This window comes from Candidatus Symbiopectobacterium sp. (assembly GCF_020054415.1).
In the GTDB taxonomy this organism is placed as follows: Bacteria; Pseudomonadota; Gammaproteobacteria; order Enterobacterales; family Enterobacteriaceae; genus Symbiopectobacterium.
The window spans coordinates 1-13,402 of the sequence record NZ_JAHWCO010000298.1 but is presented as its reverse complement, the minus strand read 5'-3'; the positions used below and the strand labels follow the sequence as shown (position 1 = coordinate 13,402).

General features: G+C 53.9%; 12 protein-coding genes and 4 pseudogenes. 6 read left to right on the top strand and 10 right to left on the bottom strand.

Going from position 1 to position 13,402, the window contains the following annotated elements; genetic code table 11:
• The 3 pseudogenes from QZ506_RS08685 to QZ506_RS08675 form a co-directional block, all read left to right on the top strand.
• A pseudogene (locus tag QZ506_RS08685) lies at positions 1-85 on the top strand (lipoprotein); the annotation flags it as partial.
• Positions 86-128: 43 nt separating this feature from the next.
• A pseudogene (locus QZ506_RS08680) lies at positions 129-503 on the top strand (SDR family oxidoreductase); the annotation flags it as partial.
• Positions 504-528: 25 nt separating this feature from the next.
• Positions 529-1,056 (top strand): annotated as a pseudogene (locus QZ506_RS08675) (gluconokinase).
• Between the two features lie 53 nt (positions 1,057-1,109).
• On the opposite strand, the gene glpK reads toward QZ506_RS08675, so the two are convergent.
• Together glpK and QZ506_RS08665 are read right to left on the bottom strand one after the other, a co-directional pair.
• On the bottom strand, positions 1,110-2,615 hold the full coding sequence (glpK, locus tag QZ506_RS08670; protein ID WP_291970424.1) for a glycerol kinase GlpK: 1,506 nt from the start codon (positions 2,613-2,615) through the stop codon (positions 1,110-1,112).
• 53 nt (positions 2,616-2,668) lie between these two features.
• Complete coding sequence (locus tag QZ506_RS08665; RefSeq protein WP_291970422.1) at positions 2,669-3,508, bottom strand: MIP/aquaporin family protein; 840 nt, start codon at positions 3,506-3,508, stop codon at positions 2,669-2,671.
• Between the two features lie 524 nt (positions 3,509-4,032).
• On the opposite strand from QZ506_RS08665, the gene zapB reads away from it, so the two are divergent.
• Positions 4,033-4,272 carry a septal ring assembly protein ZapB gene (zapB, locus tag QZ506_RS08660; protein ID WP_291970421.1) on the top strand — a complete coding sequence of 80 codons (240 nt, stop codon included), beginning with the start codon at positions 4,033-4,035 and terminating at the stop codon, positions 4,270-4,272.
• A 65-nt stretch (positions 4,273-4,337) separates the two neighbouring features.
• On the opposite strand, the gene rraA is transcribed toward zapB, so the two are convergent.
• The 7 genes from rraA to priA form a co-directional block, all read right to left on the bottom strand.
• Positions 4,338-4,823 (bottom strand): ribonuclease E activity regulator RraA, encoded by a 486-nt coding sequence (gene rraA, locus QZ506_RS08655; RefSeq protein ID WP_291970419.1) that lies wholly within the window; start codon positions 4,821-4,823, stop codon positions 4,338-4,340.
• A 107-nt stretch (positions 4,824-4,930) separates the two neighbouring features.
• Entirely contained in the window at positions 4,931-5,848 is a 918-nt protein-coding gene (locus QZ506_RS08650) for a 1,4-dihydroxy-2-naphthoate polyprenyltransferase (RefSeq protein ID WP_291970417.1), read from the bottom strand.
• A 158-nt stretch (positions 5,849-6,006) separates the two neighbouring features.
• Positions 6,007-7,338, bottom strand: a complete 1,332-nt coding sequence (gene hslU, locus QZ506_RS08645; protein WP_291970415.1) for an HslU--HslV peptidase ATPase subunit — start codon at positions 7,336-7,338, stop codon at positions 6,007-6,009.
• Positions 7,339-7,349: 11 nt separating this feature from the next.
• Positions 7,350-7,880, bottom strand: coding sequence for an ATP-dependent protease subunit HslV (hslV, locus tag QZ506_RS08640; RefSeq protein ID WP_291970413.1), 531 nt, complete (start codon positions 7,878-7,880; stop codon positions 7,350-7,352).
• Between the two features lie 88 nt (positions 7,881-7,968).
• Positions 7,969-8,832 (bottom strand): cell division protein FtsN, encoded by an 864-nt coding sequence (gene ftsN, locus QZ506_RS08635; protein WP_291970411.1) that lies wholly within the window; start codon positions 8,830-8,832, stop codon positions 7,969-7,971.
• Positions 8,833-8,912: 80 nt separating this feature from the next.
• On the bottom strand, positions 8,913-9,956 hold the full coding sequence (gene cytR, locus QZ506_RS08630; RefSeq protein WP_291970409.1) for a DNA-binding transcriptional regulator CytR: 1,044 nt from the start codon (positions 9,954-9,956) through the stop codon (positions 8,913-8,915).
• A 230-nt stretch (positions 9,957-10,186) separates the two neighbouring features.
• Positions 10,187-12,382 (bottom strand): primosomal protein N', encoded by a 2,196-nt coding sequence (priA, locus tag QZ506_RS08625; RefSeq protein WP_291970407.1) that lies wholly within the window; start codon positions 12,380-12,382, stop codon positions 10,187-10,189.
• Positions 12,383-12,714: 332 nt separating this feature from the next.
• Between priA and rpmE the strand changes: the two genes are divergently transcribed.
• On the top strand, positions 12,715-12,930 hold the full coding sequence (gene rpmE / locus QZ506_RS08620) for a 50S ribosomal protein L31 (protein ID WP_291970405.1): 216 nt from the start codon (positions 12,715-12,717) through the stop codon (positions 12,928-12,930).
• Between the two features lie 117 nt (positions 12,931-13,047).
• Here the strand turns inward: rpmE and QZ506_RS08615 are convergent.
• Positions 13,048-13,188, bottom strand: a pseudogene (locus QZ506_RS08615) (integrase); the annotation flags it as partial.
• 102 nt (positions 13,189-13,290) lie between these two features.
• Here QZ506_RS08615 and QZ506_RS08610 point away from each other — a divergent pair.
• A partial coding sequence (locus tag QZ506_RS08610; RefSeq protein ID WP_367272991.1) for a helix-turn-helix domain-containing protein occupies positions 13,291-13,402 on the top strand: 112 nt, incomplete at its 3' end.

Here is a 13,402-nt window from a genome sequence, read left to right as displayed (position 1 = left end):
TCAGGTGGGTGAAGCCATGGCCATGGTCAAAGCGCTTAACCGGATCACGCTATTAGGAATGCCGAACAGTATTCGCATCACGTAACAATCGACCCGTATGGGGCGCAGTCGTTACAAGTTCTGATTTATTCAACAAAGCCCGGCAACGCGGCAAGATTATTAATATCTGCTCAATACAAAGTGAGCTTGGGCGGGACACCATTACCCCCTATGCCGCCTCTAAAGGGGCGGTGAAAATGCTGACGCGTGGTATGTGCGTTGAACTTGCGCGTTATAACATTCAGGTCAATAGCATTGCGCCGGGTTATTTCAAAACCGACATGACCAAAGCGTTGGTTGAGGATGAGGCCTTTACCCAATGGCTATGTAAACGTACGCCCGCGGCGCGCTGGGGTCACCCGGAACAGCTGATCGGCGCGGCGGTTTATCTCTCCTCACGGGCATCTGATTTTGTTAACGGACATCTGTTGTTTGTTGATGGCGGCATGCTGGTCGCCGTTTAAGCACGCGGTGTAACAAGGAGCCTTTATGGCAGGACAATGCGTGGTGATCATGGGTGTATCCAGCACGGGAAAATCGAGCGTGGGTGCGCAGTTGGCGCAGCGGTTAGGGGCCAAGTTCATTGATGGTGACGATCTGCACCCGCGTCACAATATTCTCAAGATGTCACAGGGGCAGGCGCTGAATGATGATGACCGTGAACCTTGGCTTGAGCGGTTGAACGATGTGATCTTCAGCCTGTAACAAAAGAATGAGACCGGCATTCTGGTTTGTTCATCGCTGAAAGAACGCTACCGCGATCGGCTGAGGAAGGAAAATCAAGGTATTACCTTTCTCTGGCTGACGTGAGATTACGCGCTGGTGCTAGCGCGTATGCAGCAGCGCCAAGGCCATTTCATGCCGGAAAGTTTGCTGAAAAGTCAGTTTATGGCGCTGGAAACTCCACAGGCGGACGAACCGGATGTGGTGGCGATAGATATCGCTGCAGCCGTCGACGGTGTGGTACAGCGCTGCATCAATGCGCTGACGCCTGAGCGATTACCCGTTGCCGGTTAATAAAAAAGGGCGCCGCTATCGCTGCGCCCTTGCAGTTTTCCCTACGGGAATTATTAGTGATCTTCCCACGCTTGAGCACGTGCCACTGCTTTCTTCCATCCGCTGTAACGATAGTTACGCTCCACGGTTTCAATGCTGGGGCGGAATTCACGTTCAATCGTTGCCTTGCTCTTCACTTCATCCAAATCATTCCAGAACCCGGTAGCCAGACCTGCCAGGAACGCGGCACCCAGTGCGGTAGATTCGCGCACTTCAGGGCGTTCTACGCGGGTGCCGAGGATATCTGACTGGAACTGCATCAGGAAGTTGTTGGCAACCGCACCGCCATCAACGCGCAGTGATTGCAGACGTGTGCCTGAATCCGCCTGCATGGCATCCAGTACGTCACGCGTTTGATACGCAATGGATTCCAGCGTAGCGCGGATGATGTGGTTGGAGTTCACGCCGCGCGTCAGGCCGAAGATGGCACCACGGGCGTACGGATCCCAATACGGTGCGCCCAGCCCGGTAAAGGCAGGAACCACGTAGACGCCGTTGGAATCTTTCACCTTGGTGGCGAAGTATTCTGAGTCCATGGATTCACCGATCAGTTTCAGCTCATCACGCAGCCATTGAATAGAGGCTCCACCCACGAACACCGAACCTTCCAGCGCGTAGTTCACTTCGCCACGTGGGCCACAGGCGATGGTGGTCAGCAGGCCATGCTGGGATTTTACCGGCTCTTTACCGGTATTCATCAGCAGGAAGCAACCGGTACCGTAGGTGTTTTTCGCCATACCCGGCTGAACGCAAAGCTGGCCGTAAAGCGCTGCTTGCTGGTCGCCTGCGATACCGGCGATAGGAATACGTGTGCCGCCTTTACCGCCGATGTTGGTTTGACCGTAGACTTCGGAAGAAGGACGCACTTGCGGCAGCATAACGCGTGGAATATCCAGCGCTTCCAGCATGCGGTCGTCCCAGTCCAGCGTTTTGATATTGAACAGCATGGTACGCGAGGCGTTGGTGTAATCGGTGACTTGTACGCGGCCTTGTGTCATTTTCCAAATCAGCCAGGTATCAATCGTGCCGAACAGCAGTTCACCACGTTTGGCGCGCTCGCGAGCCCCTTCTACGTTGTCCAGAATCCACTTCACCTTGGTGCCGGAGAAGTAAGGGTCAACCACCAGACCGGTGTTGGTACGGATATAATCTTCCAGGCCTTGTTTTTTCAGGGTTTCACAAATATCAGCGGTACGGCGACACTGCCATACGATCGCGTTGTAAACCGGTTTGCCCGTCTCTTTTTCCCACACCACCGTGGTTTCACGCTGGTTGGTGATACCGATACCGGCGACTTCATCAGAGTTGATATTGGCTTTGGCCAGCACTTCAACCAGCGTGGCGCTTTGCGTTGCCCAGATTTCCATTGGGTCGTGTTCAACCCAGCCTGCTTTGGGGTAAATCTGGGGGAATTCGCGCTGGGAGATGGCGATGATGTTGGCATCATGATCGAGTATGACGGCGCGGGAGCTGGTAGTACCCTGATCCAGCGCGACAATGTATTTTTTTTCCGGTGTCATAGGTTCTAATCCTGTTGTGTAGCGGGTAAAAAAGCGTATGCCGTGAGCGTCGCTTAGCGTGCTTTAGTGCGCTGCGTTTCTTTGTCTTCTACTTCGCAGACATCGCAAGGCAAATTACGGCCAATAAGGGCGCGGTAGCAGAAAGCGCCCAGGCATGCCCCAATGATTGGTCCGAAAATCGGCACGAGGAAATACGGAATATCACGCGCACCGGTGAAGGCCACTTGTCCCCAGCCTGCCAGATAGGCAAACAGCTTCGGACCGAAGTCACGCGCGGGGTTTAACGCAAACCCAGTCAACGGACCCATGGAGGCACCAATTACTGCGATCAGGATACCGATCAGCAGCGGCGCTAACGGACCGCGTGGCACGCCGTTGCCATCGTCGGTGAGCGCCAGAATCAAACACATCAGTACGGCGGTGATGACCATTTCCACCACAAAGGCCTGGAATACGGAAATCTGCGGGTGCGGATATGTCGAGAACGTGCCCGCTAGATTTAAACTTTCCACACTACCGCGCACGATGTTGTGAGTCTGTTCAAAATCTGCGAACAAATTGTGATAAAGACCGTACACCAACGCGGCGGCGCAGAAGGCACCTGCTACCTGCGCAATGATGTAAGGAATCACCTTGCGCGCGTCGAAGCAGGCAAACAGCCACAGGGCGATGGTAACTGCCGGGTTAAGGTGGGCACCGGAAATAGCAGCAGTCAGGTAGACCGCCATGGCGACGCCTAAACCCCAGACGGCGCTGATTTCCCATTGACCGAAGCTGGCACCGGCAAGTTTTAATGCTGCCACGCAACCTACTCCAAAGAAGATTAGCAGACCGGTGCCGAGAAACTCGGCGATACATTGGCCTTTTAAGGTTGGCACTCTCGATTGGCTCATAGTGGTTTCCTGTTTACGGGGCTGCAGAGTAATGTTCAGGCCGCTGACATAGAGCGACCCTGTATAAACGTGTGGACGGTGTTAATTTATCGTTAATGTTCGAAAACGAGAAATATCGAAATCAAAATGTGTGTTATTCGTCATAAAAATGAGCGTATTCGCCTATCAAAGCGCTGCTGTACGGTTACTTACGCCCGTTTCATGTTAATGACGGCGTTAACGTTGTTAACATGAGCGCGAGTGGACAGAATGGTAGCGTACAAATTATTACGCAAGCACGTAATTTCAGTTTGCACTGATTGTTGTGGTTAAAAAAACGATCAAGACTCCCATCAGAGTGGATGGCTGCTAGACAGCGCCCTGACAGCCCCATACAATTTACCGATACACTGAACGAAAGAGACGTGCTGGTGGAGTGCCATCCTCAACGCAAGCGTGATAGTGAGCGTATGTGAAGCGGGATTGGCACGGGAAGGGGAGATAGTACGCCTCATTGGTGCCTTGCGATTAAAAGGGGTTGAAGAATGTCATTTGAAGTGTTTGAGAAACTGGAAGCAAAAGTTCAGCAAGCGATTGATACCATTACATTATTGCAAATGGAAATCGAAGAGCTGAAGGAAAAGAACGGTCAGTTGAGCCAGGAAGTGCAACAGGCCGTTGAGTCCCGTGAAACGCTGGTGCGTGAAAACGAACACTTGAAAGAAGAGCAGATTGTCTGGCAGGAACGCCTGCGCGCGCTGTTGGGCAAGATGGAAGAAGTCTGAGCGAGAAATGCAAAAGTCAAAAAAGGGCGCAGTGCGTCCTTTTTTATCAATATGTTACTGCCGAACTATTCGATATCCAGTGGATCTTCCGACAGGATAATGCCGGTATTGTCGGCATACAGATGATCGCCGGAGAAAAAGGTTACGCCGCCGAAATTGACGCGAATATCGCTTTCGCCAACTCCTTCGCTGGCGGCACCCACCGGAATAGCGGCCATGGCCTGAATGCCGATATCCAACTCTTCCAGATCGTCCACCTGGCGCACCGCACCGTAGACCACGATGCCTTCCCAGGCGTTTTGTGTCGCCAGACGGGCCAGTTCAGCATCGATTAACGCACGACGCACAGAACCGCCGCCATCCACCAGAAGTACACGACCTACGCCGCTCTCTTCCAGCACATCGTAGAGGATGCCGTTATCCTCAAAGCATTTCACCGTGGTGATTTTGCCACCAAAGGAAGTGCGTCCTCCAAAGTTGGAAAACAGAGGTTCAACAACGTTTACCTCTTCGTGATAGATATCGCACAGCTCGGAAGTATCGTATTTCATCGGATTTACGTCAGTTTGCCGCCGGGATCCTGAGTATATCCCTTAAAGGCAAGTGTTGGCAAAATCATCAAATGTTAACTTGATGCGTATCAGTAAATACTCGCCGCTTAGCTGAGCATCACACCCACGGCAAACAGCAAATTGGTCAGCAGCGCGCCCTTGACGGTTTTTTCCAGCATGGTGCGCATGCTGAACGGACTGATTTCACGGCGCACATAGGCTGCCTGCTTGAGCAGTAGCGGCAGGGTCAGGATAAACAGCCAGCCAGCCAGCGTGTGCAGATAAAACATGGCAAACAGGGCCAGGCACAGCGGCGCGGTCAGCAACAGCAGGGAATGGTAGCACCGGGCACACCGCGCTCCGAGGCGAACGGCCAGCGTGTTTTTACCGCTGAGACGATCGTTGTCGATATCGCGCAAATTGTTGATGTTCAGCACCGCAGTAGCGAGCAGGCCACAGGCGGTGGCGGGCAGCATAACGATGCTGTCAAAATGGCCGGTTTGCAGGTAATAGGAGCCTGCGACGCTGAGCCAGCCAAAGAAAATCATGACGGATATGTCCCCCAGTCCCATATAACCGTAGGGTTTGTTGCCCACGGTATAGGTAATGGCGGCGACCATCGCCAGCACCCCGAGGATCAGAAAGCCGATGATATCCGACGGTTTTTCGCACGCCATGATGACCAGCGACAGCCCAGATACGATGGTCAGCGCCACGGTGACGATCAGTGCCATGCGCAACTGCGACAGCGAGATAACGCCAGTTTGAATGCCGCGCAAAGGCCCGATACGGGTTTCGGTATCACTGCCTTTTACCGCATCACCGTAATCGTTCGCCAGATTGGAGAGGATTTGCAGCAGTCCGGCGGTCAGTAGCGCCAGCAGAGCGATACCCGGTTTAAAATTGTTGTGCCAACTGGCAATGGCGGAGCCCGTCACAATGGACGCAAACGCCAATGGAAGCGTTTTCGGACGCAAGCTGTCCAGCCAAGCTTTGGTTTTGCTGCTTTTGTTTGATAAGATCATGATAAATTTCGTTTTTTTAATTCAATGTCTGTCGCATGCATGTGTTAATGAGAAGTCCAGTCCATGAGCGCTGGCCAGAAACGCAAATGGGAGGCATCAGCCTCCCATCATTTGCCAAACAGAGCGTTTGCGCAACAGGACAATCCGAATTGCAGGGATTATAAGATAAAACGGCTCAGATCTTCATCTGCTACGAGCTCGTCAAGATTACTACGCACGTATTCTGCGTCCACGGTAACAATTTGGCCGCTCATCTCGCTGGCATCGTAAGAGATCTCTTCGATCAAACGCTCCAAAACAGTGTGCAGACGACGTGCGCCGATGTTCTCGGTGCGCTCGTTGACCTGCCAGGCCGCTTCGGCAATCCGGCGAATGCCGTCCGTCGTGAAGACGATATCCACGCCTTCCGTCGCCAGCAACGCTTTGTACTGTTCCGTCAGTGATGCGCTTGGCTCCGTCAGGATACGTTCGAAATCTTCCGTGGTCAGCGCTTGCAGCTCAACGCGGATAGGTAAACGTCCTTGCAGCTCGGGGATCAGATCCGACGGGCTGGAGACCTGGAACGCACCGGAGGCGATAAACAGGATGTGATCGGTTTTCACCATGCCGTGTTTGGTGGAGACCGTACAGCCTTCCACCAGCGGCAGCAGATCGCGCTGTACCCCTTCACGAGAGACGTCCGGGCCGGAGGTTTCCCCGCGTTTGCAGATTTTATCGATCTCATCGATAAACACGATACCGTGTTGCTCAACGGACTCGATAGCCTGCTGTTTCAGCTCTTCTGGGTTTACCAGTTTGGCGGCTTCTTCTTCAATCAGCAGCTTGAAGGCATCTTTGATTTTCATCTTATGCGCTTTCTGCTTTTGACCCGCCAGATTCTGGAACATGGACTGCAACTGATTGGTCATCTCTTCCATGCCAGGAGGGGCCATGATTTCAACGCCCATCGTGGTTGCTGCCAGATTGATTTCAATTTCTTTGTCATCTAACTGCCCTTCACGCAATTTTTTGCGGAAGGCCTGACGCGCCGCGGATGGTTCTTGCGGCTCTTCCGGCTGACCCCAGTTATTTTTTGCAGGGGGAATCAGCGCATCCAGAATGCGTTCTTCGGCCATCTCTTCAGCGCGGAAGCGGTTTTTTTCCAGCGATTGCTGGCGCATCATTTTGATGGCCGCATCCGTCAGATCGCGGATGATGGAGTCCACTTCTTTACCAACATAGCCGACTTCAGTGAATTTAGTGGCTTCCACTTTGATAAATGGGGCGTTGGCCAGTTTGGCCAGACGACGGGCAATCTCAGTTTTACCGACGCCGGTCGGCCCGATCATCAGGATGTTCTTGGGGGTCACTTCATGGCGTAACGCGTCGGAAAGCTGCATACGGCGCCAGCGGTTACGCAATGCGATTGCCACCGCACGTTTGGCCTTGTGCTGACCGATGATGTAGCTGTCGAGCTCGCTAACGATTTCGCGCGGGGTCATTTCAGACATGATGTCATTCCTTACGCCTTGGAGGCTAATTCTTCAATCGTGTGGAACTGATTGGTGTAGATGCAGATATCGCCTGCGATACCCAGCGACTTTTCAACAATCTCGCGCGCGCTGAGCTCGGTGTTCTCCAGCAGCGCTCTAGCTGCTGCTTGCGCATACGGGCCGCCAGAACCGATAGCAATCAAATCGTTTTCCGGTTGAATTACATCGCCGTTACCGGTGATGATAAGCGACGCGTTCTCGTCTGCGACGGCCAGCAGTGCCTCCAGACGGCGTAGCATACGGTCGGTGCGCCAGTCTTTTGCCAATTCCACTGCTGCCTTGACCAGGTGGCCTTGATGCAGTTCCAGCTTGCGTTCAAACAGCTCGAACAGCGTAAAGGCGTCAGCGGTGCCGCCCGCAAATCCCGCGATCACGTTGTCGTTGTACAGGCGACGTACTTTGAGCACATTGCCCTTCATGACCGTGTTTCCCAATGTGGCTTGGCCGTCGCCGCCAATCACCACGTGGCCGTTGCGACGTACACTTACTATAGTTGTCACGCGTCTATCCCCCGCTAGATAAGGAAAAAGAACCCCACAGTGCTGTGGGGCATATTAATGCTGTAGATGGGGGAGCGCTTAGGAGTTTTCAACCCCCGGCAGCGAGAGGAATGCAGTTTGCTGCGCCAGCGTCTTTCAGGTGCGATAACATTTTGTCGGCGGTGGCGCGATCTTTATACGGCCCTAACGTGATGCGATTCCAGCCGCCACTGCTGGCGATGCGGCTTTCGATACCTACAAAAGCCAACTGTGCGCGCACTGATTCTGCCGGTTCCAGCGTTTTAAACGAACCACACTGTACCATCCAGCGCTGTGCTTTTTCTGGTTTGGGCGTTTCCGGCTGCTTCGCAATTTCCACCTGTTTTGGCGTTTCCTGCTTAGGTGTAGCAGTCTGTGTCGCGGGGGCTGTGACGGGCGCACGTGTACTCACGGGTGGCTGCGTCACCGTCGGTGTGGTTGCTACCGGCGGTACCACCACGGTTTTAGGCGCGGTGATGGTGACCTGGGAGCGAGGCACCGGCGTTTGATCGTTATAAGGCACTTCTGACAGCTGCGTCGGCGCACGGCGCATATCCGCCTGCATCTGTTCTAGCAGTTGGCGTTGTTCTTGCGTGAGTTGGACCGGTGACTTGATTTCTCCACCGGAATTGGGTGCCGTTGGCTCAGGAACGCCCAACTGACGATTCTCCAGTTCTTTAATATAACGCCAGCGCTCTTCCGGCTTCGGTGGCAGACCATTGCCGTTGTTGGTGGCGCTGCGCGGTAGCACGGGCGACTCAGCAGGCTTGTTGTTGGCGATAAAATAGAGTCCGCCCGCGAAGGTCACCAGAACGGCAACGACCAGCATTATCATGAACCTAGAGAAGCCCGACGAAGAGCCACCTCTTCGACTGGTTGTCTTTTTTCGTCGTGCGCCTGAGCGCCCACGGCTGACGTAATCTCGTTGTGCCACTGTCGTTTCGCTACAAATGAAATGAAAGATTTAGGGAGCATGTTACTGAACCCTAAAAACTTTGACCAGCACCGGAATTCTTAAACCCGATAACGAGCGTAATTTGGTGTGGCCGTTCTGTCACGAATAACCAGTTTGCTGTTGAGTAACCGTGAACCGCTGGGCACCGGATGGCCCTGAAATTGTTCCAATAGCAGATGCATGGATTCACACCCCAATTCATAGCGGGGTTGGGCGACGGTAGTGAGCGCTGGGAAACAGTATTGTGCCTGCTCGATATCATCAAAGCCCAACAGCGACAGGTCGTTGGGAACATCCAGCTTCATTTTTTTCGCTTGAGAGAGTACCCCCATCGCCATCATGTCGCTGTGGCAAAATATGGTGCTGGGCGGTGCCGGGTGCTTCATCAGCATCATCAGCCCGTTCACGCCGGTTTCATAACTGAAGCTGCCGCGATAGATATACTGATTATCCACTTGAATGCCGCTGCGGCTCAGCGCCTGAATATAACCTTGCAAGCGGTATTCGCTCAGATGCATGTTTTCGGGACCCGCGATACAAGCAATACGGCGATGTCCGAGCTGGTGCAGATAATAAACGGCATCAAAGGCGGCGGTGAGATTATCGATGTGCACCGTCGGCAATTCCAGATCGGGTGAGAACTCGTTGACCATCACCATCGGCGGCAGGTTGCGCCGCTCCTCTCTGCTGGCGCTAAACGGCAGATTGGCACCGAGCAGCAACATGCCATCAATCTGCTTGGTGATAATCAAATCCACGAAGGACTTTTCTTTGTGATGCTGGTGAGCGCAATCGCCAATCAGTACCAGATCACCTTGTTTTGCGGCTGTTTCTTCGATACCACGCAGGACATCGGTAAAAAAGGGATCGCAAATATTTGGCACAATCGCGAGCAGCGTGCGTGACTCGCTGCATTTTACGTGACGGGCAAGCGCATGCGGCGCGTAACCCACGGTGAGCACGGCTTGTTCAACCCGCTTACGCGTTTGGCTCGAGACCTTCTCCGGGTTCATTAACGTTCGGGAGGCCGTGGCGGTCGATACACCCGCGACCTCTGCCACGTCTTTCATCGTCGCCGGCGTGGTGTCATTTTTATAGTCCAACGCGGTTCTCCTTGCATCGTATGCGATTGGCGAACAGGACGGCGGCACGCTCGCCGCCCGATTTTTTTGCCCGACAGGCTTATACCACCCATTTTGCTAAGGATACTGTTTATCTGCCTACGCTTAACAGATGGCGCGCAAGTTTTGCTGCTCAGATTGCATAAAAGATGTGAAGGATGTCGTTTTTTCGGCACCGTTCGCATTTTTTCGCTGTGCGTTAACGACGGCGATCAGTTATCGGTGGGGTCGACATCCAACACCAATTTCACTTTTCGCGCTTCGGGCAGTAGAGGGATAAGCGGCAGTGAGGCTTTAACGACACGCTGAAGCGTGGCGCGGGAAGGGTGCTGCAACAGCAATTGCCAGCGAAAGCGCCCGGCGCGTTTGGGTTGCAATGCGGGAACCGGGCCGAGCAGCCAGAGCGCGTCATCCTTGAGCGGGCTGCTTTCCAACAGGTTGCGCAGTTGCTGGAGGAAAAGCGGCGCATGCTGATTATCGTGATCGTCGGCGCGGAACAGAATGTGGCTGGTGTAGGGGGGTAGAAACACGCTCTGGCGTTCTTTCAGCGTCTGACTGGCGAAGGCGTCGTAGCCCTTTTGTAGCAGCAATTGCAGTAACGGATGGTCAGGGTGATGGGTTTGCAGCACCACTTCGCCGCTCTTCCCGGCGCGTCCGGCACGTCCGGAAACCTGCGTATAGAGCTGTGCAAAACGTTCTGTTGCACGAAAATCGGCAGAAAACAGCGAGCTATCGACATCCATCAGCGCCACCAGCGTGACATCCGGGAAATGGTGCCCTTTTGCCAGCATCTGCGTTCCGATAAGAATGCGCGCATCTCCTTGACGCACCTGCGCCAGTTGCTGTTCCAGCATGCCTTTGCGGCTGGTGGTGTCGCGATCGATACGGGTAATTGGCACATCGGTGAACAGGGAGGTCAGCGATGCCTCCAACTGCTCGGTGCCCAAACCAACTGGCACCAGATGCGTTGAACCGCAGTGCGGACACTGCTGCGGCACCGGACGCTGGCTGTCACAATGGTGGCAACGGAGCTGACGCTGCTGCTGGTGATAGGTGTAATAGTGCTCGCAGCGCTGGCATTCCGCGATCCAACCACATTCGTGGCACATCACCACCGGCGAAAAACCCCGGCGATTAAGAAACAGGATAACCTGATTGTTGTATTCCAAATGGTGGCGAATGCGGGTAATCAGCGGCCGTGACAGGCCGCTGGTGAGCGGTAATCCTTTGACATCGAGGATATGCTGACGCGCAGGTTGTGCATTGCCCGCACGCTTGCGTAGCGTGAGCTGACGGTATTTGCCGTTCTGCACGTTATAGAGCGTTTCCAGCGCCGGCGTGGCGGAGCCGAGCACGATGGGAATATTTTCCTCTCTGGCGCGGAACACCGCCAAATCACGCGCGTGATAGCGCCATCCTTCGTGCTGTTTATATGAGCCGTCGTGCTCTTCATCGATGATGATCATTCCCAGGCGAGCAAACGGGGTAAACAGCGCAGAGCGGGTGCCGATAACAATCGCGGATTCTCCGCTGTGTGCGCGCAGCCAAACCGCCAGACGCTCGCTGTCGTTCAGTCCCGAGTGCAGAACATCCACTGGCGCGATGAAGCGTGTGCGGAAACGTGCAATGGTCTGTGGCGTCAAGCCGATCTCGGGCACCAGCACCAGTGCCTGCTTGCCTTGTGATAACACGTTTTCCAGCGCGCTCAGGTACACCTCGGTTTTTCCGGAGCCAGTGATCCCGGCCAGTAGCCAGGCGGTAAAATGGCTGTCTTCGCTGCGAATAGCGCCCACTGCGGTCGCCTGCTCGGTATTGAGGCGCAGTCGTTCATCATGGGTGATGGGCTGATGACGCCAGTCTTGCACCTCCGCGTCGATGGCCTTGATATCGCACAACCCTTTGGTGCGCAGTGCCTGCAATGCGGTCTCCGTCAGACCGTATTCATTCACCTGATGGCGGTACAGCGCACCTTGTATTAGGGCTGCCAGCGCCTGCTGCTGTTTGCGGGCTCGCGCCAGCGTGGCGAGCGGTGTGGCTTTACCTTGTTCGGTGGCGAACCATTGCCAGAGCGGAGCGCGATGGGCAGGTTTGCCCTGTCGCAGCAAAATCGGCAAGGCGTGGAACAGTACCTCACCTATAGGATAGTGATAGTATCCCACGGCCCAGAGAAGAATGCGCCACAGGCTGTCAGGGAAAAGAGGCTGCGCATCGAGCACGTCGTGAATGGATTTGAGCTGTTCTACCGGAAGTTCGCTGTGATCGCTGCACGCAACGACAATACCAATTGCCTTGCGGTTGACAAAAGGCACACTGACGCGCACGCCCGGCAATGGCGTCATGCCTGCGGGCAGCAGGTAATCGAATGTGCGTGCCAGCGGCACGGGCAATGCGACCTGAACGATGGACATGCTTTCTCCGGCTGATAACTCTGGCGCTCTGCTGTTTTCCCTGCACAGCGCAGCCCGACGGTACGATGTGTTACCGCTCCGCGGACGTCATGGGTGCTTGCGCCGCCAGTGTACAGGTTGCAGGCTAAAATGTGTTACCTGATTGCATCGGCTGGCTAATTTCTGTATGATTCCCCGCCTTTATACGACTTTGCTATGCGTGGTGTAATGACCGGCGCGATGGCGAAGCGCATACTGATCGTAGAAAGTCAATGTACAGTACAGTGCTTAACTTCGTGTGGTGTCTGGCGAAACAGGGCTGGATAGCGACACGACCTTAACAGAGGTTTGCCATGAAAAAAGGTATTCACCCGAATTATGTAGCGATTACTGCAACGTGTTCTTGCGGTAACGTTATCAAAACCCATTCTACCGTGGGTCACGATCTGAACCTGGACGTTTGTGGCGAATGCCACCCGTTCTATACCGGTAAACAACGCGTCGTTGACACCGGTGGTCGTGTTGAGCGCTTCAACAAGCGTTTCAGCGTACCGGGCGGCAAAAAATAAGCGTCTGCGCATAAACAATAAAGGCACCCGTGGGCGCCTTTATCGCCCTCGGAAGTTTTTTAACTTTATATGTTTTTCAATAAGTTAAAATTAAACCAAGGCGCGTTTCAGGCTTATTTAGACCATATCGATGGACAGAATATGGATACTTTTGGCCAAGGGATTATTGGATATGGCATCTCGCAAAAAGTCCGGCGCAAAGTGCGCATAGACCATGGGTTGCATGATGTTGGCGTACCCCATGATGCGCTGTAATGTGTATTAGTCGCGACTATATCTGACACTGGACCTTGAAAAGGTTGAGAGTTACCGGTTTTGATATGGGTGTCTAATCCTTAAACAAAACGCGAGGTAACTCTCATGCTTCATGCTAACAATCCCATTATCAAACACAAAGCCGGCCTGCTCAATCTCGCCGAAGAACTCGGTAACGTATCAAAAGCCTGCAAGATCATGGGCGTGTCACGCGATA